This is a genomic window from Pseudoduganella sp. UC29_106, from assembly GCF_044055365.1.
In the GTDB taxonomy this organism is placed as follows: domain Bacteria; phylum Pseudomonadota; class Gammaproteobacteria; order Burkholderiales; family Burkholderiaceae_D; genus Rugamonas.
This window is the reverse complement of record NZ_CP171977.1, coordinates 2,031,823-2,056,739: the sequence shown is the minus strand read 5'-3', so window position 1 is coordinate 2,056,739 and position 24,917 is coordinate 2,031,823. Positions and strand designations below refer to the sequence as shown.

The 24,917-nt window shown below is 64.1% G+C and carries 21 protein-coding genes and 4 pseudogenes; 11 read left to right on the top strand and 14 right to left on the bottom strand.

Annotated elements, in window-relative coordinates:
* Positions 1–2: 2 nt before the first annotated feature.
* Positions 3–2,409 (bottom strand): annotated as a pseudogene (locus ACHMW6_RS10700) (DNA translocase FtsK).
* 179 nt (positions 2,410–2,588) lie between these two features.
* Here ACHMW6_RS10700 and trxB point away from each other — a divergent pair.
* The 3 genes from trxB to ACHMW6_RS10685 all read left to right on the top strand — a co-directional run bounded on the left by trxB (position 2,589) and on the right by ACHMW6_RS10685 (position 5,046).
* Complete coding sequence (gene trxB, locus ACHMW6_RS10695; RefSeq protein WP_395407070.1) at positions 2,589–3,539, top strand: thioredoxin-disulfide reductase; 951 nt, start codon at positions 2,589–2,591, stop codon at positions 3,537–3,539.
* Positions 3,540–3,546: 7 nt separating this feature from the next.
* Complete coding sequence (locus tag ACHMW6_RS10690) at positions 3,547–4,248, top strand: Smr/MutS family protein (protein WP_395407069.1); 702 nt, start codon at positions 3,547–3,549, stop codon at positions 4,246–4,248.
* A gap of 168 nt (positions 4,249–4,416) precedes the next feature.
* Complete coding sequence (locus ACHMW6_RS10685) at positions 4,417–5,046, top strand: trimeric intracellular cation channel family protein (RefSeq protein ID WP_395407068.1); 630 nt, start codon at positions 4,417–4,419, stop codon at positions 5,044–5,046.
* A 20-nt stretch (positions 5,047–5,066) separates the two neighbouring features.
* Here the strand turns inward: ACHMW6_RS10685 and ACHMW6_RS10680 are convergent, their stop codons facing one another.
* Together ACHMW6_RS10680 and ACHMW6_RS10675 are read right to left on the bottom strand one after the other, a co-directional pair.
* Entirely contained in the window at positions 5,067–5,405 is a 339-nt protein-coding gene (locus tag ACHMW6_RS10680; RefSeq protein ID WP_395407067.1) for a P-II family nitrogen regulator, read from the bottom strand.
* 20 nt (positions 5,406–5,425) lie between these two features.
* Positions 5,426–7,480 carry an NAD(+) synthase gene (locus ACHMW6_RS10675; RefSeq protein ID WP_395407066.1) on the bottom strand — a complete coding sequence of 685 codons (2,055 nt, stop codon included), beginning with the start codon at positions 7,478–7,480 and terminating at the stop codon, positions 5,426–5,428.
* A 169-nt stretch (positions 7,481–7,649) separates the two neighbouring features.
* Between ACHMW6_RS10675 and ACHMW6_RS10670 the strand changes: the two are divergent.
* A pseudogene (locus tag ACHMW6_RS10670) lies at positions 7,650–8,773 on the top strand (GNAT family N-acetyltransferase).
* A gap of 4 nt (positions 8,774–8,777) precedes the next feature.
* On the opposite strand, the gene ACHMW6_RS10665 reads toward ACHMW6_RS10670, so the two are convergent.
* Entirely contained in the window at positions 8,778–9,440 is a 663-nt protein-coding gene (locus ACHMW6_RS10665) for a helix-turn-helix domain-containing protein (RefSeq protein ID WP_395407064.1), read from the bottom strand.
* Positions 9,441–9,541: 101 nt separating this feature from the next.
* Positions 9,542–9,634: pseudogene (locus tag ACHMW6_RS10660) on the bottom strand (AraC family transcriptional regulator); the annotation flags it as partial.
* Between the two features lie 148 nt (positions 9,635–9,782).
* Here ACHMW6_RS10660 and ACHMW6_RS10655 point away from each other — a divergent pair.
* Positions 9,783–10,319 carry a carboxymuconolactone decarboxylase family protein gene (locus tag ACHMW6_RS10655; protein WP_395407062.1) on the top strand — a complete coding sequence of 179 codons (537 nt, stop codon included), beginning with the start codon at positions 9,783–9,785 and terminating at the stop codon, positions 10,317–10,319.
* Between the two features lie 77 nt (positions 10,320–10,396).
* Here ACHMW6_RS10655 and ppa read toward each other — a convergent pair whose 3' ends face one another.
* The 5 genes and pseudogenes from ppa to hemC all read right to left on the bottom strand — a co-directional run bounded on the left by ppa (position 10,397) and on the right by hemC (position 15,205).
* Positions 10,397–10,933: an inorganic diphosphatase gene (gene ppa / locus ACHMW6_RS10650; RefSeq protein WP_395407060.1), complete on the bottom strand. Its 537-nt coding sequence runs from the start codon at positions 10,931–10,933 to the stop codon at positions 10,397–10,399.
* An 82-nt stretch (positions 10,934–11,015) separates the two neighbouring features.
* Positions 11,016–12,218 (bottom strand): heme biosynthesis protein HemY, encoded by a 1,203-nt coding sequence (locus ACHMW6_RS10645; protein ID WP_395408577.1) that lies wholly within the window; start codon positions 12,216–12,218, stop codon positions 11,016–11,018.
* Positions 12,215–13,375 carry a uroporphyrinogen-III C-methyltransferase gene (locus tag ACHMW6_RS10640; protein WP_395407059.1) on the bottom strand — a complete coding sequence of 387 codons (1,161 nt, stop codon included), beginning with the start codon at positions 13,373–13,375 and terminating at the stop codon, positions 12,215–12,217. The genes ACHMW6_RS10645 and ACHMW6_RS10640 overlap by 4 nt, the downstream gene beginning before the upstream one ends.
* Positions 13,372–14,135 (bottom strand): annotated as a pseudogene (locus ACHMW6_RS10635) (uroporphyrinogen-III synthase). Before ACHMW6_RS10635 ends, ACHMW6_RS10640 begins: the two are co-directional and overlap by 4 nt.
* A gap of 35 nt (positions 14,136–14,170) precedes the next feature.
* The gene (hemC, locus tag ACHMW6_RS10630; RefSeq protein WP_395407058.1) at positions 14,171–15,205 is read right to left on the bottom strand and encodes a hydroxymethylbilane synthase; all 1,035 of its coding nucleotides are present in this window, start codon (positions 15,203–15,205) and stop codon (positions 14,171–14,173) included.
* 163 nt (positions 15,206–15,368) lie between these two features.
* On the opposite strand from hemC, the gene ppc reads away from it, so the two are divergent.
* Together ppc and ACHMW6_RS10620 are read left to right on the top strand one after the other, a co-directional pair.
* Positions 15,369–18,182 (top strand): phosphoenolpyruvate carboxylase, encoded by a 2,814-nt coding sequence (ppc, locus tag ACHMW6_RS10625; protein ID WP_395407057.1) that lies wholly within the window; start codon positions 15,369–15,371, stop codon positions 18,180–18,182.
* Positions 18,183–18,281: 99 nt separating this feature from the next.
* Complete coding sequence (locus ACHMW6_RS10620; RefSeq protein ID WP_395407055.1) at positions 18,282–18,905, top strand: head GIN domain-containing protein; 624 nt, start codon at positions 18,282–18,284, stop codon at positions 18,903–18,905.
* Here the strand turns inward: ACHMW6_RS10620 and ACHMW6_RS10615 are convergent.
* On the bottom strand, positions 18,889–19,560 hold the full coding sequence (locus ACHMW6_RS10615) for a GNAT family N-acetyltransferase (RefSeq protein WP_395407054.1): 672 nt from the start codon (positions 19,558–19,560) through the stop codon (positions 18,889–18,891). The genes ACHMW6_RS10620 and ACHMW6_RS10615 overlap by 17 nt on opposite strands.
* 10 nt (positions 19,561–19,570) lie before the next feature.
* On the opposite strand from ACHMW6_RS10615, the gene ACHMW6_RS10610 reads away from it, so the two are divergent.
* Positions 19,571–19,912, top strand: a complete 342-nt coding sequence (locus tag ACHMW6_RS10610; RefSeq protein ID WP_395407053.1) for a zinc ribbon domain-containing protein YjdM — start codon at positions 19,571–19,573, stop codon at positions 19,910–19,912.
* Here the strand turns inward: ACHMW6_RS10610 and ACHMW6_RS10605 are convergent.
* Positions 19,899–20,255 (bottom strand): hypothetical protein, encoded by a 357-nt coding sequence (locus tag ACHMW6_RS10605; protein WP_395407051.1) that lies wholly within the window; start codon positions 20,253–20,255, stop codon positions 19,899–19,901. The two genes, ACHMW6_RS10610 and ACHMW6_RS10605, sit on opposite strands and share 14 nt — an antisense overlap.
* A 79-nt stretch (positions 20,256–20,334) precedes the next feature.
* Here ACHMW6_RS10605 and ACHMW6_RS10600 point away from each other — a divergent pair, with 79 nt between their 5' ends.
* Complete coding sequence (locus ACHMW6_RS10600) at positions 20,335–21,447, top strand: HAF repeat-containing protein (RefSeq protein ID WP_395407050.1); 1,113 nt, start codon at positions 20,335–20,337, stop codon at positions 21,445–21,447.
* A gap of 110 nt (positions 21,448–21,557) precedes the next feature.
* On the opposite strand, the gene ACHMW6_RS10595 is transcribed toward ACHMW6_RS10600, so the two are convergent.
* Positions 21,558–22,451 (bottom strand): DUF4351 domain-containing protein, encoded by an 894-nt coding sequence (locus ACHMW6_RS10595; protein WP_395407049.1) that lies wholly within the window; start codon positions 22,449–22,451, stop codon positions 21,558–21,560.
* Positions 22,452–22,676: 225 nt separating this feature from the next.
* Between ACHMW6_RS10595 and ACHMW6_RS10590 the strand changes: the two genes are divergently transcribed.
* Together ACHMW6_RS10590 and ACHMW6_RS10585 are read left to right on the top strand one after the other, a co-directional pair.
* Positions 22,677–23,150, top strand: a complete 474-nt coding sequence (locus ACHMW6_RS10590; RefSeq protein WP_395407048.1) for an SMP-30/gluconolactonase/LRE family protein — start codon at positions 22,677–22,679, stop codon at positions 23,148–23,150.
* A 59-nt stretch (positions 23,151–23,209) separates the two neighbouring features.
* Positions 23,210–23,545: an SMP-30/gluconolactonase/LRE family protein gene (locus tag ACHMW6_RS10585; RefSeq protein ID WP_395407047.1), complete on the top strand. Its 336-nt coding sequence runs from the start codon at positions 23,210–23,212 to the stop codon at positions 23,543–23,545.
* Positions 23,546–23,725: 180 nt separating this feature from the next.
* Here ACHMW6_RS10585 and ACHMW6_RS10580 read toward each other — a convergent pair whose 3' ends face one another.
* Positions 23,726–24,829 carry a Gfo/Idh/MocA family protein gene (locus ACHMW6_RS10580; protein ID WP_395407046.1) on the bottom strand — a complete coding sequence of 368 codons (1,104 nt, stop codon included), beginning with the start codon at positions 24,827–24,829 and terminating at the stop codon, positions 23,726–23,728.
* Between the last annotated feature and the right edge of the window lie 88 nt (positions 24,830–24,917).

Genomic DNA, 24,917 nt, shown 5'->3' with positions numbered 1-24,917 from the left:
CCTTATTCGGCGGACGCCGTCGGCGCGATGATTTCGCGGTTGCCGTTCGACTGCATGGCCGACACCACGCCGCTCTGTTCCATTTGCTCCAGCAGGCGCGCCGCGCGGTTGTAGCCGATGCGCAGGTGGCGCTGCACCAGCGAGATGGAGGCCTTGCGGTGCTTGAGCACCACCTGCACGGCCTGGTCGTACATCGGGTCGGCTTCGCCGCCGCCCTCGCCACCGCCGCCCGCCATCGCGGCGTCGCCACCCTCTTCCAGCGTGCCGCCTTCGAGGATGCCCTCGATGTAATTCGGTTCGCCCTGCTCCTTCAAATGCTTCACCACGCGGTGCACTTCATCATCCGAGACGAAGGCGCCGTGCACGCGGATCGGCAGGCCGGTACCCGGCGGCATGTACAGCATGTCACCCATGCCCAGCAGCGCCTCCGCGCCCATCTGGTCCAGGATGGTGCGCGAGTCGATCTTGGACGATACCTGGAAGGCAATACGCGTCGGGATGTTCGCCTTGATCAGGCCCGTAATCACGTCTACAGATGGGCGCTGAGTCGCCAGAATCAAGTGCAGGCCGGCCGCACGGGCTTTCTGGGCGATACGGGCGATCAATTCTTCCACTTTCTTGCCCACGACCATCATCAGGTCGGCCAATTCGTCGATGATGATGACGATGGTCGGCAGTTTTTCCAGCGGTTCCGGCGAATCCGGCGTGATCGAGAATGGATTCGGGATCTTTTCCTCGCGCTTGGCCGCTTCGGCAATCTTGGCGTTGTAGCCGGCCAGGTTACGCACGCCCAGCTTGGACATCAGCTTGTAGCGGCGCTCCATCTCGTTCACCGCCCAGTTCAGCGCGTGGCCGGCCTGGCGCATATCGGTCACCACCGGCGCCAGCAGGTGCGGAATGCCCTCGTAGACGGACATTTCCAGCATCTTCGGGTCGATCAGGATCATGCGCACATCGTGCGGGTCGGCCTTGTACAGCAGCGACAAAATCGTGGCATTAATACCAACGGACTTACCGGAGCCGGTGGTACCCGCCACCAGCAGGTGCGGCATCTTGGCCAGGTCGGCCACCACCGGCTTGCCGGCGATGTCCTTGCCCAGCGCCACCGTCAGCGGCGAGGCGTTGTCGTTATAGACCTTGGAGCCCAGGATCTCGGTCAGGCGCACGATCTGGCGCTTCGGATTCGGCAGCTCCAGCGCCATGTAATTCTTGCCGGGGATGGTTTCCACCACGCGGATCGAGGTCAGGGACAGCGAGCGCGCCAGGTCGCGTGCCAGGTTCACGATCTGGCTGCCCTTCACGCCCGTTGCCGGTTCGATCTCATAGCGCGTGACCACCGGACCCGGATAAGCCGCCACCACCTTGGCTTCCACGCCAAAGTCGGACAGCTTCTTCTCGATCAGGCGGCTGGTGAATTCCAGCGTTTCCACGGCCACGGTTTCCTGGGCCGGCGGCGCATCGTCCAGCAGCGACAGCGGCGGCAGGTCGGTATTTTCCAGGTCCTGGAACAGGATGCCCTGCTTTTCCTTGACGGCGCGTTCGGACTGCACCACCTGGGTCACCTGTGGCTCGATCTTGACCATCGGCGGCGGCGCCGTTTCTGGCACACCCGGCGCGATCGGCGCCACCGGTGCCGGACGCGGGATGCTTCTCCTCGTGCTTCACGCGCTCCTTGACTACGGTTTCCTCGCGCTTGACCATGGCCGCCTCGCCCTGGCGGCGGTCTTCGCGCATTTCCATGCGCGCCTTGACCCAGTCCAGGCCAAGCTCGATCGCTTCGCCGATGCGCTCCGCCACGGCCATCCAGGACACATGGAAGAACAGGCTGAAACCGGTGCCGAACAGGAGCAGCAGCACCAGCGTGGCGCCGGTGAAACCCAGTCCCACGTGGGCCGCGTGGCCAATCAACTCGCCCAGCACGCCGCCCGGCGCGCGCGGCAGCTGCACCTTCATGGTGTACATGCGCAGGTATTCCAGGCCCATCGAGCCGACCAGCAGGAAGGCGAAACCGACCAGGCGGATCGGGCCTTCGGAGCGGTGCTCGGCTTCCGGCTCCGTCTCCAGCACGAATTTATGCGTCAGGCGGCGGTAGCCCTGCCAGACGAAACGCAGCATATAAATGCACCACCACCAGGCCGAAAAGCCGAAGATGAACAGCATCAGGTCGGACAGCCAGGCACCGCCGCGGCCACCCAGATTCATCACCTTGGCGACATTGGTGTTGTGCGACCAACCCGGGTCGATCCGGTTATAGCTGGCCAGGATCAGGATGAAATAGACGCAGACAACCAGCAGCGCGAAGAATTTTGCCTCCGAGAGCAGACGCACCAGCCGGTTCGGCAGGGGCTGTCGTTCGATCGGAGTCCGCTTGTAACCGTCTTTGGTAGTCGCTTGACTGGCTTTACTCATTGCTTGGAGGAATTTTTTCCGTATTGCGCTTATTCTAAGGCATTCAGGGTGCAACCGGCCTCTCAATTCATGCGAAATCGGTGCTTGGCATATAATTCTCGTTTTCCGGAACAGGGGTTGCGCCAACGCACCCTGCCCCAAATTACAGTGCAAGTTCAACCAATTTGAAGAAGCTTCCCATGACCACTACCAAACACGCGCGCGTATTGATTCTTGGCTCCGGCCCCGCCGGCTACTCCGCCGCCATCTACGCGGCGCGAGCCAACCTGAATCCGGTGCTGGTGACCGGCGTCGAGCAAGGCGGCCAGCTGATGACCACTACCGACGTGGAAAACTGGCCGGCTGACGCGATGGGCGTCCAGGGTCCGGACCTGATGCAGCGCTTCCTGCAGCACGCGGAGCGTTTCAATACCGAGATCGTGTTTGACCACATCCACACCGCCAAGCTGAATGAAAAGCCGATCCGCCTGCTGGGCGACAGCGGCGAGTACACCTGCGACACCCTGATCATCGCCACCGGCGCCTCCGCCCAGTACCTGGGGCTGCCGTCGGAAGAAGCGTTCATGGGCCGCGGCGTGTCCGCCTGCGCCACCTGCGACGGCTTCTTTTACCGTGGCCAGGAAGTGGCCGTGGTCGGCGGCGGCAATACCGCAGTCGAGGAAGCGCTGTACCTGTCCAACATCGCCACCAAGGTCACCCTGGTGCACCGCCGCGACAAGTTCCGCGCCGAGCCTATCCTGGTGGACCGCCTGATGGCCAAGGTCGCCGAAGGCAAGATCGAGCTGAAACTGAACTCGAACCTGCACGAAGTGAAGGGCAACGACTCCGGCGTGACCGGCATCGTGATCCAGCACAACGACGGCGGCCTGAGCGAAGTGACCGTGCACGGCCTGTTCATCGCCATCGGCCACAAGCCGAACACCGGCATCTTCGAAGGCCAGCTGGAAATGCACAACGGTTACATCAAGACCCGCACCGGCACCGAAGGCATGGCAACCTCCACCACCGTTCCGGGCGTGTTCGCGGCCGGCGACGTGCAGGACCACGTCTACCGCCAGGCGATCACTTCGGCCGGCACCGGCTGCATGGCCGCGCTGGACGCCCAGCGCTTCCTGGAATCGCAGGAGTAATCGTCGTATGAAGTCGTTCGCCGACCTGAAGGGCTTTGGCAAGCAGCTGAAGGAGCAGGAAGAAGCCAAGGCCATCGCCGAGAAGGAGCGCGTGCAGCGCGAGAAGGTGGCTGCTGCGGAGGCGAACGTCTTTTCCACTTCGATGGGCGGCGTGCAGCGCATGAAGGCTTCCGACCGCTATGTGCCGCCGATTGCCAAGGCGCCTGCCGTTTCCGCGGCGGCGCGCGCTGCGGCGGCCAGGTCCGGTCCGCGCAAGCCGCTGAACGCCGCGGAGCAGGCGGCGGACGATGCGGCCGTGCTGCGCGAATCCATGCTGTCCGACCAGTTCGAGGTCGATCACTATATTGAAGAAGACCCGGCGCTGAATTACCTGGCGCCCGGCGTTGGCGTGGACGTGATGAAGCGCCTGCGCAAGGGCTACTGGCCGGTGCAGGATGAACTCGACCTGCATGGCCTGCGCCGCGACGATGCGCGCAACGCCATCGGCGAATTCCTGCGCAAGGCGTCGCAGCGCAACTACCGCTGCGTGTGCGTGATCCACGGCCGCGGCTTCGGCTCGCGCGGCGGTGAGCCGGTGCTGAAGTCCATGGTGCACAGCTGGCTGGTGCAGACCGATGGGGTGATTGCCTTTACCCAGGCGCACGCTGCCGAAGGCGGTGAAGGCGCCCTCATGGTCCTCCTCCGCGCCGCTCTCGCCCCCGTCCGCTAAAACCCACGGCGTAAAACTGGTGGCTGCCACAATGTGGCAGCCACCTGCTTCACGCCTTGGGTTTTTAATCGCTCCCCCGGCCCGCACGCAAAAAATCGCGCGACTTGCACGCTCCTCAGCCCAAGTGCTAACCTTTGGTTATTTTTGACTTCCAGATAACCATCGCGCATGAAAATAGTCCCGCACGTCTCGCTCATTACCATCATCGAGATCGTGGCTATCCTGGTCGGGGCGTTTTCGGGGTTTATTGAGGCCCGGCGCAAGCGGATGGATATTGTGGGGGTGTTCATCGTCGCCTTCATTACCGCGTTCGGCGGCGGGACGATGCGCGATGTGCTGCTGGATAAGCGTCCCCTGTTCTGGGTGGCGCATCAGGAATATACGATCCTGCTCTTCGTCGTAGCGCTGGGCGCGGCGCCCTTCATCAAGCAACTGCGGCATATCGTTTCCGAACGGCTGATCGTGATCGCCGATGCGGCGGGACTGGGGCTGTTCGCAGTAGCGAGCGTGGCGCAGGCGCTGGCGGCCGGGATGCCGCTGTTCATCGCGTCCATGATGGGCGTGATCACGGGCATCTTCGGCGGCGTGCTGCGGGATGTGCTTTGCAATGAGGTGCCCATGGTGTTCCGCGATGGGAAACCGTATGCGATCTGCGCGTTCTTTGGGTGCTGGCTCTATATCGGGCTGCAATACACCAACGTTTCCGATGATTTCGCGCTGTGGGCGAGTGCCGCGCTGATTATGGCGATGCGCTTGATCAGCTGGAAGTTTGATCTCAAGCTGCGCGGGTCCACCTGAAGCAGACCCGCCGCTGCTGATTAAACTGCGTCCGGGCCGGTTTCGCCGGTGCGGATGCGGATGACCTGCTCGACGTTCTGCACGAAGATCTTGCCGTCGCCGATCTTGCCGGTGCGGGCGGCCTTGATGACGGCGTCGACGACCTGCTCGGCCACCACGTCATCGACCACCACTTCCACTTTGACCTTGGGCAGGAAATCGACCACGTATTCCGCGCCGCGATACAGCTCGGTGTGGCCTTTCTGGCGGCCGAAGCCTTTCACTTCAGTCACGGTCAGGCCGGTGACGTTCACTTCGGCCAGCGCTTCGCGCACTTCGTCCAGCTTGAATGGCTTGATGATGGCGGTAATTTGCTTCATTGCGTTCTCCTTATAGTGAGTTAGGCGTCGGGCACGGTCTTCAGGTTTTCCAGCCAGACGGCGGCTTCGGAATCGCTCGGGGCACGCCAGTCGCCGCGTGGCGACAGCGAACCGCCTGAGCCGACCTTGGGCGCGTTCGGCACGCAGGTGCGCTTGAACTGGCTGGTCTGGAAAAAGCGTTTCAGGAAGATGCCCAGGTTGTGCTTGATGTCTTTCAGTTCGTACTGGTTGCGCTGCACGTGCTCGTCTTCCGGCCACATGCCAACATTGCGGTCCCGCCACGCGTGCAGCGACAGGAAGGCCACCTTGGACGGCGCGAAGCCGAAACGCAAAGTGTAGTACAGATTAAAGTCTTGCAGCTCATATGGGCCGATCACATTCTGCGTGATCTGGGCAGGCGCTTCGTCGCCCACCTTGCCGGGCACCAGTTCGGGACTGATCTCGGTGTTCACCACCGCCAGCAGCACGCTCGAATTCACGTCGCCGAACTGCTTGCTCTCTGCGACCCAGCGCACCAGGTGGGCGATCAGCGTCTTCGGTACGGAAGCGTTCACATTGTAGTGGGACATGTGATCGCCCACGCCATAGGTGCACCAGCCCAGCGCCAGCTCGCTCAGATCGCCGGTGCCGATGACGATGCCGTTATGGTGGTTCGCCAGCCGGAACAGGTGGTTGGTGCGTTCGCCGGCCTGCACGTTCTCGAAGGTGATGTCGTACTGCTCGCTGCCCTCGGCATACGGGTGGCCGATATCCTTCAGCATCTGGATGCAGCTCGGGCGGATGTCGATCTCGGACGCGCTGCAGCCCACGAAGGCCATCAGCGCCCTCGCCTGGTCCAGCGTGCGCGTGCTGGTGGCAAAGCCCGGCATCGTGACGGCGATGATATTCGTGCGCGGCAGGTTGAGGCGGTCCATCGCCTTGGCGCAGACCAGCAGCGCGTGGGTGGAATCCAGTCCGCCGGAAACGCCGATCACGACCTTCTCGATCCTGCTGGCGGAAAGGCGCTGCACCAGCGCCTGCACCTGGATGTTGTAGACCTCATTGCAGCGCTGGTCGCGCAGCGCGCGATTGGCCGGCACATAGGGGAAGCGCGCGACATTGCGCTCCAGCGGCAGCACGCGGTGCGTCGGCAGTTCGATCGGGAAGCGCACGGTGCGGAATTGCTGCACTTCCTGCTTGTGGCGGCGCACGGACTTGCCGAAGGTGGTGGTGCGCATGCGCTCGCGCGACAGGCGTTCCAGGTCCACGTCCGCAAAGATCAGGTGCGACTCGTCGCTATAGCGCTCGGACTCCATCAGCAGCTCGCCATTCTCGGCGACCAGGGCCTGGCCGTCCCAGGCCAGGTCAGTAGTCGATTCGCCCCGCCCTGCCGAGGAATACAGATAGGCGGCCAGGCAGCGCGCCGACTGCTGGCTGACCAGCGCGCGGCGGTAGTCGGCCTTCCCGACCAATACATTTGATGCGGACAGATTCACCAGCACCGTCGCCCCTGCCAGCGCGGCGAAGGACGATGGCGGAATCGGCACCCACACGTCCTCGCAGATCTCGACGTGGAATTTGAACAGCGGCAGGTTCTCGATCTCGAACAGCTGGTTGGCGCCGAAGGGCACGCGCTGTCCGCACAGGTCGATCTCGGTGGACACCGCCTCGTCGGCCGCGCTGAACTGGCGTGCTTCGTAGAATTCGCCGTAGTTCGGCAGATACGTCTTCGGCACCACGCCGCGAATCTTGCCGCCGCTGACCACGGCCGCGCAGTTGAACAGCTGATGGTCCACCCGCAGCGGCAGGCCGACAATCATCACAATCTGCAGCTTCTGCGACGCTTCCACCACCTTGTGCAGCGCCTGGAGCGCCCCATCCAGCAGCGTGCGCTGGTGGAACAGGTCATCGCAGCTGTAGGCGGACAGGCCCAGTTCCGGGAACGCTATCAGCGCCGCGCCGCGCAGCGCGGCTTCCTCGGCCAGTTCGATCGTTTCGTCCGCATTATGCAGCGGATCGGCGACGCGGCAGCGCGGCACGCCCACCGCCACACGGGCGAAATCGTGGTGGTACAGATTATGGAATGAGTGCGACATAGGATGCAGCCGTTACGACGAGATGGCGAAGATTGTAACATTGCCTCCGCAGCAGCGCCCGCAACTGGGGTCAGCGCAACTAGGGTCAGGCACTAAATGGAACATGAGCTCGCCTTGCAAGGCGAGCTCATGTTCCATTTAGTGCCTGACCCCAGCTGAAAATATGCCGATGACCTACCGATTCACCGTAATCTCCTCCCTCGCGGACGTCGGCCAACCCGCCTGGGATGCGCTGGCGGCCGCCGACGGCAATCCTTTCCTTTCCTACGCCTTCCTGCACGCCCTGCACGAATCCGGCAGCGCCAGTGCGGACACGGGCTGGCAGCCGCAATACCTGGCGGTCCACGAGGGTAAACAACTGGTGGCGGCCATGCCGCTCTATGTCAAACATCACTCCTACGGCGAATATGTCTTCGACTGGGCCTGGGCCGACGCTTACCACCGCAACGGCATCGAGTACTACCCCAAGCTGCTGTCCGCCATCCCCTTCACGCCCGTCACCGGCGGCAGGCTGCTGGCGAAAGACGATGCGGCAAGGGGCGCCCTGCTCGACTACCTGTGCGAGCAGCAGAAAGCGGCCGGCATGTCGTCCACCCACGTGCTCTACCCGCCGGAGGACCAGGCAGAACGGCTGCAGAAGGCCGGCTTCATGCTGCGCTCGGGCGTGCAATTCCACTGGCTGAACCAGGGTTACAAGGACTTCGACGAGTTCCTGTCCTCGCTGGAGCACAAGAAGCGCAAGAATATCCGCGCCGAGCGGCGCAAGGTGCAGGAGGCGGGCGTCACGATGCGCCAGATCCGCGGCAAGGACCTTACGGACCTGGACTGGCGCTTTTTCCACCTCTGCTACAGCAACACCTACGCCGAGCACCGCTCCTCGCCTACCTGAACCTGGATTTCTTCCTGCGCATCGGCGCCACCATGCCGGACAACATCCTGATGATTGTCGCCGAGCGCAACGGCCATCCGATTGCCGCCTCCCTCGTCATCCACACGCCGGACACCCTCTACGGCCGCTACTGGGGCGCGATCGAGCATGTACCCTGCCTGCATTTTGAAACAGCTTACTACCAACCGCTGCAATTTTGCATCGACCAGAAAATCGCCACTTTCGAGGGCGGCGCCCAAGGCGAGCACAAAATGGCGCGCGGCTTCCTGCCGGTGAAGACCTGGTCCGCCCACTGGCTGGCCCACCCTGCCTTTGCCGACGCCGTCGAGCGCTTCCTGGCACGCGAGGGCGGCGGCATTGACGATTACATCAGCGAGCTCAACGAGCGCAATCCCTTCAGGTAGCCGATCAGGGACGCGCCCGGCGCCTGAACTCGCCCGGCCCCACTCCGTGATGCCGCGAAAACGCCCGGCTGAACGCCGCTTCCGACTGGTAGCCCACCGCTTCCGCCACCCGCGCCGACGTGGCGCCGTCCTGTCCCAGAAGCTGGGCCGCGGTCTGCATGCGCAGCTGGGTCAGCAGCTCGGCGGGCGGCATGCCGGCCGCCTTCGTGAATAGCCGCGCAAAAGTAGCGCGCGACATATGGCAGAGCTCAGCAAGCTCCTCCAGCGTCCACGGCACCTCCGGCTGGCGCATCATTGCCTCAAGCGACGCATGCAACCGCCGCTCGGCCAGGACGCCGAACAGGCCCGGCACCGGCTCCTCCTGCTCCATCCATGCGCGCAGGATCAGCGTGAACAGGGCCGCGGCCAGTTGAGCCAGGACGGCGGCTGCGCCGGGGCGCTCCTCCTCCGACTCATCCTGCAGCACTTCCAGCAGCGCCCGCAGGTTGGGATGATGCCTGGTGTGCACGAGCATCACACGCGGCAGGCTGCGCAGCAGTCCGTCGCCATGGGCGCTGAACCGGAATTCACCGCACAGCACGTCGGAGATTTCGCCGCGTCCGCCGTTTTCCACGAGCCGCAACGGATGGTCGCCCAGCTGCACCACGCCTGGCGTAGCGCCGGACAACTGCCCGCCGTAGAGCTTATGCGCTTCCCCTCGGGGAAAACGATAATGTCGCCTTCGGTGAGTTCAATATCTTCGCGCTCGCCCACCTGCAGCCGCGCCTTGCCGCGCGTGAGCAAATGGTAGGGAGCGACTCCGGAAGGCATAGCCGGGTGATCGAGCACCCAGGGTGCGCCGAAATGACAGCGGACATCCATGGCCGTCTGCGGCGGATAGAGAGATAGGATTTTGCTGAGGGCATCCATGAGACGAATGAGCAAATAATAGTAGTTTTAAGTCATTCTACGTCGCATAGGGACGATCTAGAATTCCTTCATCGCAAACACTTACTGAAAGGAATTCATCATGTCCCGCCTGTTCAACCAAGCCATCGACCAAGCCACCGGCGACGCAGCCCAACTCTTCGCCGGCATCAAAAAAGCCGTAGGCATGGTGCCCAACGCTTACGCGACCATTGGCAACAACAGTCCGTTGGCACTACAAGCTGTACTGACGTTGGAAGCTACCCTCGGCAAAAGCAGCCTGAGCGCTAAAGACCGCGAAATCATCAAGCTGGCGGTCAGTGAAGATGCGTCCTGTGCCTATTGCCTCGCTGCCCACACCCTCTTCGGCCAGAAAGCCGGCCTGAGCAAGGAACAGACCATTGCCGCCCGCCACGGCCTGCCTTCCGGCGATGCCAAGGCGGACGCCCTCGCCTCCTTCGTTCACACCCTCGCGACCACGCGCGGCGATGCCCCCGCATCCGCCGTGGATGCCGTGAAAGCGGCGGGATACACCGACCAGCAGATCGTCGATATCCTGCTGACCATGTCCAGCATCAATTTCACGAATTTGTTCAATCGCGTGAATGCCACTGAACTGGACTTCCCCGCTGCAATTTAAGCATCTAAGCCAGCATAGCAAAAGAAAAAGCGCACCGCCTTTCGGGGGTGCGCTTTTTTTACAATGTTGCGATGGTGTTACGGATTCTGCTTCTTGTACTGGTCTACGCCGTGCAGGATTTCCTGCTTGGCTTCTTCCGGGCCGAACCAGCCGTCCACCTTCACCCACTTGCCTGGTTCCAGGTCCTTGTAGTGTTCGAAGAAGTGCTGGATCTGCTGCAGGCGCAGGTCCTGCAGGTCTTCCGGCTTCTGCCAGTGCTTGTAGATCGGCAGGACCTTATCGACCGGCACCGCCAGCACTTTGGCATCCTGGCCCGACTCATCGGTCATCTTCAGCACGCCGATTGCGCGGCAGCGCACCACCACGCCCGGGATCAGCGGGAACGGGGTGATGACCAGCACGTCCACCGGGTCGCCGTCGTCGGACAGGGTGTTCGGCACGTAACCGTAGTTGCACGGATAGTGCATGGCAGTGCCCATGAAACGGTCCACGAAGATGGCGCCGGATTCCTTGTCCACTTCGTACTTGATCGGATCCGCATTCATCGGGATCTCGATAATCACGTTGAAATCGTTCGGCACGTCGCGGCCGGCCGGTACTTTGTTCAGGCTCATTTTTTTCCTCGGGTTAATGCGAATTCGTCAGTTTAACCTTGCAATTATAGCTCCGCGGGCGCCGCTTGTGCGGCGCACAACATCACAGGATGGTCGCAAGGGCGCACTGGCGGTAGTGGTTGGCAGCCTCGTCGGGCTGGGACAGCGCTTCGTGCAACTGGGCAAGCTTCAGGTGGGATTCGCGCACCATGCGCGGTTCGGTGGCGTCGGACAGGGCCTGCTCCAGGTGGCGCTGCGCCTTGCCCCACAGCTTCTGCTTCAGGCAGAGCGAGCCCAGGGTCAGGGCCAGCTCGGCATCGGTGGGACGCTCGCGCAGCCAGCCTTCGCAGTGCTCGATCTGGGCCAGCAGCGCGGCGGAACCGGCCGGGGCGGCGGCGTCGCGGTAGGCCCGCACCACGCGATCGTCCCAGTTCGCAGCCAGCGCTTCCTCGCAAACCTGGCGCGCTTCGTCGTGCAGGCCGCGCTCGTTCAGGGCGGTGGCGGCACGGCAGGCGACGTAGGGTTTCACGCGGTCGGCGGTCGGAATCGTCGCCCAGACGCGCTGGATGGACTCGGCATCATGGGTGCTGCTGGCCAGCAGGTCGTCATAAGCCAGCTCGCGCAGGCGCGCGGACAGGGCCGGGTGCAGGGCCTTGTGCTTGTCCAGCAGGCGCACCAGGCGCAGCACCTCGGGCCAGTTCTTGGCCTGCTGGTGCGCCTTCAGCGACAGCTGCAGCGCGTGGATGTGGCGCTGGCCGCTCTCATGCAACTCGCGCACGGCTTCCAGCGCCGCCTCGGCCTGGTGGTCGTCCACCAGCAGTTCGGTCGAAGTCATCAGACGCGCAGTCTTCATGCCATTGTCGTCCGCGATGCGGTTCAGCCACTGCTCGCGGCGCGCATTCTGGCGCATGCGGTGGGCAGCGCGGGCGCCGATCAGTGCGGCCACGCCGGCATTGTCCGGCAGCTCGGCGGCGCGCAGGGCGGCCTTCTCGGCCTGGCCGAAGCGGCCTTCGAACAGGGCTTTCAGTGCATCGCGCAAGCCTTTGTTGCCGTCGCGTTCACGCTTGCGCAGGCGGTACTCGGCCACGCGCGCCGGCATGCGGGTCGTCGCGCGGAAGGCGCGCACCAGCACGTACAGGAAGATGAACAGCAGCACTTCCAGCAACACGAAGAAATTCAGCGACAGGTCAACGCGGTACGGCGGGTAGAACAGTACGACATTGCCCGGATTGAAGCGCGCCGTCACGGCGATGCCGATGGCGGCTGCCATCAGGGCGACTAACCAGAGGAATAAAACGCATCTTATGGCTTCGCCTTGTAGTTGCGCACGGCGTTCAGGGAATCCGCCAGCGTAGGCATTTCGATCGACAGGTTGCTGCCCTGGACCTGGCGCAGCAGCTGCTGCACGGTCTGGGTCTGCTTGGCACGGGTGTCGAAATACTTGGCCAGGGCTTCCTGCGCCGCCAGCAGGTCGGCGCGGAAGGCCGCCTCGTTGCGGGACAGCAGGGCCATGCGCGCATTCAGCAGGCGCAGCTTGAGGTTCTCGCGCAGGAAATAGGAATGCGTTGGGGACAGCATCAGCGCTTCCGGCGAGTCCACCGTGCGCACGCGGATCAGCTGCGTCACTTCGGACCACATCTCGGTGCTCCAGTCATGCCATGCATGCTGGACGCGCTGGGCCCAGGTTTCGTCCGCCGGGGCGGTTTCCTGGGTCGGCGCCGCACCCTTGGCGGCGCGTGGCTTCAGCTTCTTCTCGGGCAGGGCCGGCGCGGCTGGCTTCTCGTCAGCCAGCAGCGGCAGGTTGTCCACCTGGGCGATCACGTTATCCAGGCGCACGGCCAGGCCCACGTTGTCCACGCTGGGCAGCGCCTTCAGGCGCTCGATATCCTTGGCGATGGCGCGGCGGATGGTGATGAACTGGGGCTTGTCCGAGCGGGACAGGCTGCGGTCCGCATTCTGCAGCGCGATCAGCGCGCCCGGCACGTTGCCGGCCAGCTGCAGTTGCTGACTGGCGGTGGACAGCACCTGCTCGATCTCGGCCAGCGCCCACTCGTCGCGGTTCTTCGAAAGGTCCTGGTACAGCTGCTCCAGGGCCAGCTGCTGGCTCTGGGCTTCCTGCTGGCGGCTTTCCAGCAGGCCTACCTTGATTTGCAGCTCCTTGGTCGTTTCCTGGGTGGCGCGCACCAGCTGGCCGGTTTGCGAATTGGAGTTGTCGCCCGCCTGCAGGCGGCGCGCCATCTCTTCGCGCAGGCTGCTCACGCGCTTGTGCGAGGACCAGGTCTGGGCCGCCAGCAGGATGCCCAGCACGATGACGGCGATCGTCAGCGGACGCTGGAATGCCCCGGCCATGCCGGGCTCGCGGGGGGCTGGGCCGGGGGCCGCAGGGGGTACAGGAGTCGGTTCCACGGTCTGGCTGCTCTGCTGGCCAGATGAGGAGTTTGGCAAAGTAGGTAAATCGTTCATGGTCGTGATTGTAACGCGGCGAGCAGGCGTTCGTCGCCAGAACCTGTCAGGGTCACCCTCTGGCAGCCCAGGGCGGCCGCAGTGTCGGCAATCCGGGCATGGGGCACGATCAGGTGCTGTTGTTGCAACTTTGCAACGCCTGCAGGTCCGTCAAGTTGTTCGGCCAGCCGGGCCAGTCCGCGCAGAGCTTCGGAGCTGGTAATCAGCCAGTCGTTGGGTTCCGCCAGCAGCTTGCGCAGCCTGGCGGCCAGCGTGTCGTCCAGCACCGGGACGCCGCGCCGGTATGCGGGCAATAGTGTCACATCTGCGCCAGCCGCGCGGAAACTGTCAGCCATCAGCTCGCGGCCGGACTCGCCACGCACGATCAGCACGCGTTTGCCGCGCAGCGCGGCAACGTCCAGCGCTTGCAGCAGGTGCTCGGTATCGCTGTGCGCCGGGTCGGCCGGGCTGACGATATCGCCCTCTGCCAACCCATGCGCCAGCAACGCGGCGCGGCTGCCCTCGCCCACCACGGCGGCGCGCACGCCGGCCGGCCACGTCCTGATGTGCGCAAAGGCCGCGTCGATGGCGTTGGGCGAGACGAAGGCTACCAGCGCGTAAGGCGTGAGGTCGGCCAGGCGGCTTGCAGCGGCGCCTGGTCGGGCAGCGGAGAGATTTCCAGCAGCGGCAGGACTTCCACCGCGCGGCCCAGCGCGGCGACGCGCGCCGCCAGCGGCTCGGCCTGGGCCAGCGGACGGGTGATGATGACGGTGGCGGTCATGCGGCGCGGGTCAGCGGACGCTGTGGCGGGCGCCGTCAGCCGGCGCCGACATCCGTCGCGCGGCCCGCGTTCGCTGCGCCGGGCGCAGCGTTCGGGTCCATGTCGCCCGCCGCTTCGGCGAGGCTGGCGGCCAGGATTGCGGCAGCGTCCTGCCCGCGCAGCAGTTCGGCCACGTCATGGCCCAGCTGCTCGGCGTCGGCAGCGGCGCCGCGCACTTCGGCGCTGGCCACGCGTGTCCCGTCCGGCGTGGCAACCATGGCGCGCAGGAACATCTGCTCGCCGTCCACGGTCGCATAGGCCGCCAGCGGCACCTGGCAGCTGCCGCCAAACACCTTGGATACCTGGCGCTCCGCGCGCACCGCCTGCGCGGTCGGCAAATCGTTCAGGGGCGCCAGCAAGGCGCGCAAGTCCACGCCATCCGAACGCTCGGCAATCTCGATCGCCATCGCGCCCTGCCCTGCGGCAGGCAAGCTGGTTTCCGGCTCCAGCAGCGCCTTGATGCGCTGGGCCAGGCCCAGGCGTTTCAGGCCGGCCGCCGCCAGGATGATGGCCGCATAATCGCCGCGATCCAGCTTGCCCAGGCGGGTATCCAGGTTGCCGCGCAAAGGTTTGATGACCAGGTGCGGATAGCGCGCCGCGATCAGCGACTGGCGGCGCAGGGAGCTGGTGCCCACCACGGCGCCGGCCGGCAGCTCGCCCAGCGAGGCATAGTCATTGGACACGAAGGCGTCGCGAGGATCTTCGCGCTCCAGCACCGCCGCCAGGGCAAAGCCCTCCGGCAGCTCCATCGGCACGTCCTTCAGCGAATGCACGGCCAGGTCGGCGCGGCCTTCGGCCATGGCCACTTCCAGCTCCTTCACGAACAGGCCCTTGCCGCCTACCTTGGACAGGGTGCGGTCCAGGATCTGGTCGCCGCGCGTTGTCATCCCTAGAATTTCGATGCTGCACTGCGGATATAATAAAGACAAGCGCGCGCGGACATGCTCGGCCTGCCACATGGCCAGGCGGCTTTCGCGCGATGCGATCACCAAACGGGAAGGGATCTGAAGGGCCAATTCTGAAGTATTCAAAACCTGTTCTTTCGCTGTTGCTGACGCTGAACCGGCGTTCACCAGTAAAAGCAGCGCGTGATTAAGATCATAAATTTTATCATGCGCGCAATATGCAAACTGCGGCCATAAGCCTTACGCACAATATATGCACGACCATTCAACATCTTTGTGAAGATTTACTATGGCAAATCAAGTTAGTGCAACAGACGAACAAGGCGTCGACAAGGACGCGCCTTTGAAGGAAGACATCCGGCTGCTGGGCCGCCTGCTGGGCGATGTCCTGCGCGACCAGGAGGGAGAAGAAGTATTTTCCGTGGTTGAAACCATCCGTCAGACAGCCGTGCGCTTCCGCCGAGAGGCCGATGCAGGCGCAGCAAAAGAGCTGGACGGAATGCTGAAGATTCTCACGCGCGAACAGACTATTACCGTGGTGCGGGCATTCTCGTATTTCTCGCACCTGGCCAATATCGCCGAGGACCAGCACCACATCCGCCGCCGCCGCGCCCACCTGCTGGCCGGTTCGGCGCCCCAGCGCGGCAGCATCAGCTACGCACTGTGCAAACTGAAGGAGTCCGGCGTAGAACTGGACACTGTCAACAAGTTCTTCAACGAAGCCTTGATTTCGCCGGTACTGACTGCACACCCCACTGAAGTACAGCGCAAGTCCATCCTGGATGCGGAACACGACATCGCCCGCCTGCTGGCGTCGCGCGACCTGCCGCAAACGCCGAAGGAGCTCGCCAACACCCTGCACATGCTGAAGTCGCGCATCGCCACGCTGTGGCAGACGCGCATGCTGCGCTACTCCAAGCTGACCGTGGCGGACGAGATCGAGAACGCCCTGTCCTACTACCGCATCACCTTCCTGCGCGAACTGCCGGCCCTGTACGACGATATCGAATGCGAAATCGCCGAGCGCTATGAGCAGCCGGCGTCCGCCATCGATGCCTCGTATGTGCAGATGGGCAGCTGGATCGGCGGTGACCGAGACGGCAATCCGAACGTCAACGCCGGCACGATGAAGCATGCGCTGGAGCGCCAGGCCACGACCATCCTGGACTTTTACCTGGATGAAGCGCACGCGCTGGGCGCGGAGCTGTCCATTTCCACGCTGATGGTGGCCTGCTCGCCCGAGCTGCAAGCCCTGGCCGATGCCTCGCCGGATACGTCCGCCCACCGTTCGGACGAGCCCTATCGCCGCGCCCTGATCGGCATCTATGCCCGCCTGGCCAGCACGGCCCGCGCGCTGGGCGCCACCAACATCCTGCGCAAGGAAGTGGGCCACGCCGAGCCCTACCCCTGCCCGGCCGATTTCGTGGCCGACCTGCAGGTGCTGGTCGATTCGCTGGACGCGAACCACGGCAGCGAAATGGCCCGCCCGCGCCTGACCACGCTGAAGCGCGCCGCCGAAATCTTCGGCTTCCACCTGGCGTCGCTGGACATGCGTCAGTCCTCGGACATCCACGAGCGCGTGCTGGCCGAGCTGTTCGCCAAGGCCGGCGCCCACGCCGACTACGCCTCGCTGGACGAAGACGCGAAGGTCAAGCTGCTGCTGGCCGAACTGGCGCAACCGCGCCTGCTGTATTCGCCGTACATCGAATATTCGGACGAAACCACGTCCGAGCTGACCATCATGCGCGCGGCCTACGACATCCGCCAGCGCTACGGCCAGCGCGCCATCCGCAACTACATCATCTCGCACACGGAGGAAGTGTCCGACCTGCTGGAAGTGCTGGTGCTGCAGCAGGAAACCGGCCTGCTGCGCCAGAATGCGGACGGTTCGCGCAAATCCGACCTGATGGTGATCCCGCTGTTCGAGACCATCCCCGACCTGCAGCGCGCGGGCGGCATCATGGAAGTCTTCATGGCCCTGCCGCTGGTGAAGGAACTGATCGCCCAGCGCGGCCAGATCCAGGAAGTCATGCTCGGTTATTCGGACTCGAACAAGGATGGCGGCTTCATGACGTCGAACTGGGAACTGTACAAGGCCGAGATCCGCCTGATCGACGTATTCGGGAAGGCCGGCGTGAAGCTGCGCCTGTTCCACGGCCGCGGCGGCACCGTGGGCCGCGGCGGTGGCCCAAGCTACGAAGCGATCCTGGCCCAGCCCAAGGGCACGGTCAATGGCCAGATCCGCCTGACGGAACAGGGCGAGATTATCGCGTCCAAGTTCTCGAACGCCGAAATCGGCCGCCGCAACCTGGAGCTGCTGGTGTCCGCCACGCTGGAAGCCAGCCTGACGCCGGCGCCCGCCGATGCCTGCCACGGCGAGCAGCTGCAGCGCTTCGAAACGGCGATGGCCGAGATTTCCGAACTGGCCTACAAGGCTTACCGCAACCTGGTGTACGAAACCCCAGGTTTCACCGACTACTTCTTCGCGGCCACGCCGATCGCGGAAATCGCGGAATTGAATCTCGGTTCGCGTCCTGCGTCCCGCAAGTCGACGCGCCGCATCGAAGACCTGCGCGCGATCCCCTGGGGCTTCAGCTGGGGCCAGTGCCGCCTGCTGCTGCCGGGCTGGTACGGCTTCGGCAGCGCGATCTCGTCCTGGATCGCAGCCGGCAAGAAGGAGGAGCGCGTGGCGCAGCTGCAGGCGATGTACCGCGAATGGCCGTTCTTTGCCACCCTGCTGTCCAATATGGACATGGTGCTGGCCAAGACTGACCTGGCGATCGCCTCGCGCTACGCCGAGCTGGTGGCGGACGTGGAACTGCGTGAGCGCATCTTCAAGCGTATCGGCGAGGAGTACAACGGCACGCTGGCGCGCCTGGAAGAGATCACCGGCACGAACGAACGCCTGGCTGGCAACCCGCTGCTGGCGCGCTCGATCACCAACCGCTTCCCCTACCTCGATCCGCTTAACCACCTGCAGGTGGAACTGATCAAGCGCCGCCGCGCAATGGTCAGCGATCCTGAGAAGGTGGAGCCGCGCGTGAACCGCGGCATTCACCTGTCCATCAACGGCGTTGCGGCAGGTCTGCGCAATACCGGCTGATCCACCACGGCGGGCTAGCCCCCCCCGTCTGACCCGCCCTACGCTCCGTCGTGCTGCGTAGGGCGGATCATTCGATCCGCCGTCTCTCCGGAGCCACGAATGCTAAAACTCATAACGATCCTCCCCGCCCTGCTGCTCGCCGCATCGGCCCACGCCGACCAGCAACCCCGCAAGCTGGACAACTTCGTCGGCATCAACGTGAAGGGCCCGATCAACATGCAGGTCGACGTCGGCAAGGCGCAAACGGTCACGATCAGCGGCGAAAAAGCCTTCATCGACCGTGTGCAGACCGTGGTCGACGGCGGCGTCCTGCGCATCACCTACGACGAAAACGGCCCAAAAAACATCAAGGGCGAATCGAAAATCCTGATCACCGTGCCCGCGCTGACCAGCTTCCGCGTGCAAGGCGCCGGTCAGGCCGACCTGAACGGCGTCGCCGGCGAGCGCATCGACATCAGCTTCGAGGGCGCCGGCGCCCTGCACGCCAACGGCAAGGTCAAGCTGCTGCGCCTGAAAGCCCAGGGCGTGGGCGAAGTCAATACCAAAGACTTGAAGACCGAACGCGCCGACGTCAACTTCAACGGCATGGGCGACGTGGCCGTGCATGCCAGCGACACGCTGAACCTCGTGGTGCGCGGCATGGGCAACCTGAGCTACTACGGCCACCCGAAGACGGTGAACAAGTCCGTGGGCGGCATCGGCAACGTCAGCGCGAAGGACTGATCACCTTCGCGTGTTTCAGCTCGCGCGTGGGCCGAAAGCCCAGCGCCTCGTACAGCGCCTGCGCGCGTTTATTGGCCGCACCGACGTGCAGGAAGGGCTGCACGCCCTGCCGCTGCATGTGACGCAGGCAGTCCAGGATCAGCAGCCTGGCCAGTCCGCGCCCCGTGAAGTCCGGATGCGTACACACCGCGCTCACCTCGCGCAGCGCTCCCAAATCCATGCGCTCGCCGGACATCGACACCAGCCGGCCCTCTTCGTGGATGCCCACATAGCGCCCCATCAACCCTGTGCGGGCGCGGAAGTATCCCGGGAAGGCCACATTGGTCAGCTCCACCATTTGCGGATCGTCCGACGCCAGTTCGCGGATTGCGCTTTCCTCCGGCGCGCCGACCGGGCCGCCCTCGTACACCATCTGCAGCACGTTCGAGATGGGCTGCAGCGACCAGCCTTCGGGCAGCGCGGGGAATACGTCCAGCACGTAATAGTCGCCATCCATATCCTCCAGGTCGGCTGCGGAGAGTGGCATGCCGTCCTCCGCCACCGCCAGGAATGGCGCCACGTCCGCGGGATAACGGCGGGCCGCGCCGGCCGCAATGCTAAAATGCTGCTGCGCCGATGTCAGCGCAGCCCACAAAGGGTTCTTCAATTCCTGCATAGCTTTCCCGATGAGTAATCTTCCTGCCTGCCCCAAATGCCAGTCCGAGTATACCTATGAAGACGGCGCCAATTACGTTTGCCCCGAATGCGCCCACGAGTGGCCGATCCAGGCCGCCGAAGCCGCCGCTGATACCGCGCGCGTCTACCGCGACTCCGCCGGCAACATCCTGCAAGATGGTGACACCGTCACCGTGATCAAGGACCTCAAGCCCAAAGGCTCGGGCGGCGTGATCAAGCAGGGCACCAAGGTCAAGAACATCCGCCTGGTCGACAGCGACCACGATATCGACTGCAAGATCGAAGGCTTCGGCGCCATGAGCTTGAAGTCGGAGTTCGTCAAGAAGGTTTAACCGCCTTCTTCTCGTGCTCCTCCACCGCGCGCCTGTACTCGCGCGAAGCCTTCAGGCGGTCCATGTATCGGATCTTTCGTTTGCTGCTGCGGGCGACCGAATAGTCGCCCAGGCTTCCGCGCACGCCGCAATAGTCCCTGCAGCTTGACGCCTCGCCCGGCGCCGCCCGGTCCGTCAGGAACAGCCTGTCCCCACGCACGCCAACCTTCAGCGTGCACTCGGGTTCGCCCGGCACGATCGATGGCGTGCGGTAGACGAACCCACCGCCAGCGCTGCCGGCTCCGCGGCTTGGACCTGGACCGACAGCGCCAGCGACAGCAATGCGATACCTGCTCTCATTCACTCCCCTGTGACAATCTGAGACTATTTCCCGATAAATAATAACGTATAGTCAAGCCTCCTTTCACTAGTGGAGGCTGTGTATGCGTAAAGCGTTGATTGCTGCAGGCGTCTTGTTCCTGTCCTCTATCGGCGCGGTGCATGCGGCCGGCCCTATGGGCGAGAAGCGGGGAGAATCGAGCGCCATCATGGACGTCAACGCTGCCGGCGAAACGGTGGGCGAGATCAAGGATGAAGACGGTAACCGCCGCGCCATCCTCGTCAGCCAGGGACGCCCGATCGAGATCGGTACCCTGGGCGGCAGCGAGAGCTTCGCCAATGCGATCAACAATGCCGGCGTGGTCACCGGCGCCGCGCTGACGGCGCAGAATGCCTGGCACGCCTACCGCTACGACGAAAGCCAGGGCATGCGCAGCCTGGGCACCTTGGGCGGCAACAGCAGCGTGGGCACGGCCATCAACGACAAGGGCTACATCGCCGGTTACGCGGACACGGAACAAGGCACCTTCCACGCCTTCGTCGACAACGGCATCGGCATGCTGGACCTGGGCACTTTCGGCGGCAAGAACAGCTACGCCACGGCGGTGAACAATAACGGCATGGTGGTCGGCGCCGCCCAGCTGCCGAACGGCTACCGCCGCGCCTTCCTCTACAAGCCGGGCAGCGGGATGATCGAGATTCCCGGCCTGGGCGGCCGCATCAGCGTGGCCACCGCAGTCAACGACAACGGCATCGTCGTCGGCTCGGCCGAAACCGCCGACCACAAGTGGCACGCCTTCATCTACGATGGCAAGCGCGTGACCGACCTGGGCGCCATGATGGTCAGCGGGAACAGCTTCGCCACCGCCATCAACGCCAACGGCGACATCGTCGGCACCCTCAAGCTCAAGGACCACGACGCGCCGCACACCTTCATCTACAAGGACGGCCGCATGCGCATCCGCGCCGGCGGCAACAGCCTCTATCTGACCAAGCGCATCACCGACGACGGCCAGATCGTCGGCGCCTGGTACACAGGCCACATCCTAAAGGCCGGCGCCGTCCCCACCGAAGTCCCCGAAGGCGCCGCCCGCTGGAATCCCGGCGACTGGATGACCTTCGCCCTGCTGGTGTCCGTGCTACTGTGGGCAGTGTTCAAAGTCTTCGAGCACCGGCGCAAAGGCTTCGAGTTCCGCATGTTCAGCTTCTCGTTCTGACCTGCGGCCGCGCCGCCGGCTAGGCGAAAACCTGCTTCAGCGTTTGCGCCGTCAGCACCGCATCGCTCCAGGCCGCGAGCTGCTCCAGGCTGGCCTTCGCCAGCCTTTTCTTATCGTCTGCGGTAGGGGGCCGACCGCTGCGCGAGCTGCCGTTCGAGCAGTTGGGCAGCGCCTTCCTCCCGCCCACGCTCCAGTCCTTGTTCCAGGCCTTGCGCCATGCCCTGCTTCAGGCCTTTTAACCGCCCCTTCTCTATGAACGATTCTTCAAGCGGGCTGATCCATTCCACTTTGCGACTCCTTTCCAGCCTGTTGATAGCCTCCCAGTAACGGGACTCCCACTGCTCCGGCAAGGTCATCATCCAGTTGATCACTTTGAACAAAATAATTATGCGCTCTTTGCGCCAGCCGCGGTCGTACAGCAGTTTGGTCAACTGCCATTTCGCGGCATAGCGGTCGGCGACGCTGCCGCGCGTTTGCTGTGTGCGCAAGTGGGCCAGTGTGACGATCGCGAATGGATTGCCTGACGCCAGCAATTCATCCGTGCGGCCGGAATGGTCCAGCAGCTTCGCTGTGGCGAAGGAGATGCCCATCACTGTCCCGAGCACAGTGTTGTGGAAGGCGCTTGGCTTCCAGCCAGGCGAATCGTCGGCGAGGAGGACCAGGCTCGCCACTGGCTGACCATACTGCTCGAAGATGCGGTAGTTGTAGGCAAGCACCCGGCGTGCGAGTGCGTCGTCGCGCTGGGCCTGCACTTCGATGTGCACCATAACCCACTGCTCGCTGCCATCGCGCAGGTGAACGCGGGCCAGTTTATCGGCGACGCGGCCGGCGGGATGGGCGCCGCATCCAGTCTGGGCCAGTTCCTTGTCCAGAAAGCGGGGGCGCCTGCGCCAGTCGATCCGTGCACATTGCGCGGGAAAGTAGAACTCAAGGAAGGCGCGGAAGGCGTGCGTGAGCGCGGTCTTCCAGGGCGAGTCGTAGCAGGCGCGAGATGGGGGCGGCATTCGGGCCAGTCTGCTGCCTGGTCGGACAGCGCGCCTTGATCGGCCGCAAAGAAAGCGCCCAGTGCGACGGGGAAGCAGGATAAACTGGCGGGCACCAACTTACAGGAGCCCGCGCATGACACGCACTATCCCGCCCTGCTCGCAATCGCCACAGCATTCGTCCTGCCCGCCGCGGCGTCAGCGGCCGCATCGCCCGCCGCGTGCGGCAAGGCGCCGTCGGGGGAGATGGCGGCGCAGCGGGTGGAAGCTGTGAAGCCGTCGCGCAAGGAGGCGGGGTTGTATGAGGGGCCTGTGTGGGTGAAGGATGCGCTGTACTTTTCGGACTTTGCGTTCAGCCAGGGTTTCCCCTCGCGCATCCGCAAGCTGGCTGCAGACGGTAGCGTGAGCACGGTCACGGAAGACGGCGGCAGCAACGGCCTGGCGGTGGATGCGAACGGCGACCTGGTGGTGGCGAGCCATAAGGACAAGGCGTTGCTGCGCCAATCGCTGAAAGACGGCAAGCGCACGCCGATCGCGCAGCACTACAACGGACAGGTTTTTAATTCGCCTAACGATATCGCGATCACCGCTGACGGTACGATCTACTTCACCGATCCGGACTACCAGAAAGCCGCCGGCGCCAGGCGGCCAGCCGGTGACGGGCATCTATCGCGTGGACACGGATGGCAAGGTCACGCTGGTGGATGGCACGCGGCATAATCCGAATGGCATTGCGATGTCGTTGAAGGAGGATGTGCTGTATGTGAATGCCAGTGACAATGAGGTGCGCAGCTACCCCGATCGTCAACGGCATGCCGCAGCAGGGCCGTGCTTTCGCGCGCATCGATGGCGGCGATGGCATGACGCTGGATTGCCACGGCAATCTGTACGTGACTGAACACGGTGCGAAACGCGTGCGCGTGTTCAGCCCGGAGGGCAAGGAGCTGGCCACCATTCGCGTGGATGCGAACGTGACCAATGTGGGGTTTGGCGGCGCTGATGGCAGGACGCTTTATATCACCGGGGCGGGCGCCGTGTGGCAGATTAGGCTGGACGTCACGGGCAGGCCGTATCAGGCGAAAGCCGCCGACGACGCACGCACGGCGGATCAATGATCCGCCCTACGCAGCGAGGTCGGTTTATGCCGGACGGTGGTCGGTTTGCGCCGGTCGGTGACCGGTTGCGCCGGTCGGTGACCGGTTGCGCCGGTCGAGGATCGGTTGCGCCGGTCGAGGATCGGTTGCGCCGGACGGTGAACGGGCCGGTCGGCGGTCGGTTTGGACCGGCGGATCAGGTCAGGCGCGGAGCGTGATGCGGCGGCGCTCGCGGGCGGACTGGTAGATCGCTTCGATGATGCGGATGTCGCGCAAGCCCTCCTCGCCCGCCACGATGGGCTCGCGATTCGAAACGATGCACTGCGCCATGTGATCGAGCTGGCCGGCCCATTGTGTGGCGCCGGGCCCCGGCGGCGGTGTGATTTCGTTTTCGCGTCCACGGCCGACCCACAGGCGATTGCCGCTGTAGGAAGTGCCCGGCTCCAGTTCGATGCGTCCCTTGTCGCCCATCAGCAGGACGTGGTTCTGGTTCGCGCTGTACATGGACATGCAGGAGCCAATCACGCCGGACGGAAACTCCAGCTGGAACTGGATCATGTCCTCTACTTCGCGGAAGCGCGGATCGTTGCGGTCGGTCTGCTCGTGCGCAAACACGGCCACGGGCTCCTCGCCCGTCATATAGCGCGCCGCCTGCAGCGCATAGATGCCGATGTCCATCAGCGAACCGCCGCCGGACATCGCCTTCTTCAGCCGCCACGCATTCGGATTGCCCGCCACGAAGCCGTGCTCGGAGCGGAAGTAGCGCAGCTTGCCGATGTCGCCGGCGCGGGCGCGGCGGATCGCTTCCAGGTTGTAGGCTTCGAAGTGGCAGCGGTAGCCGATCATCAGCTTCTTGCCCGCCTTGCGGCATGCGGCAATCATCTGCTCGCACTCGGCGGACGATACGGCCATCGGCTTCTCGCACAGCACATGCTTGCCCGCCTGCGCCGCACGGATCGTGTACTCGGCGTGCATGGACACGGGCAGGCAGACGTAGACCACGTCGATGTCCGGATTATCCTTGATGCTGTCGTAGTTCTGGTAGTTGTAGATGCCGCGCTCCGGCACGCCGTATTCGGCCGCCACGCGGCGCGCCTTGGCCGGATCGCCGCTGACCAGCGCCACCAGCTTGCTGTGCTGGCAGTTCTTGAACTGGGGGATGATGACGCCAAGGCCGTAGCCGCCAAGGCCCACGATGGCGTAGCCAATCTTGCGGCCCGTATCCTGCGCGGCGGCCGGCAGTCCGGTGGCGGTGGCCGCGATGGCGGCGCCTGCCGCGAGTACGAAATCACGTCGGTCGATCATTGCGTCTCCCCTTTTTGTCAAATGGTAGCGCAATCATAACATTAAACCAACGGCGTAAAACAGGTGTCTGCCACGATGTGGCAGACAC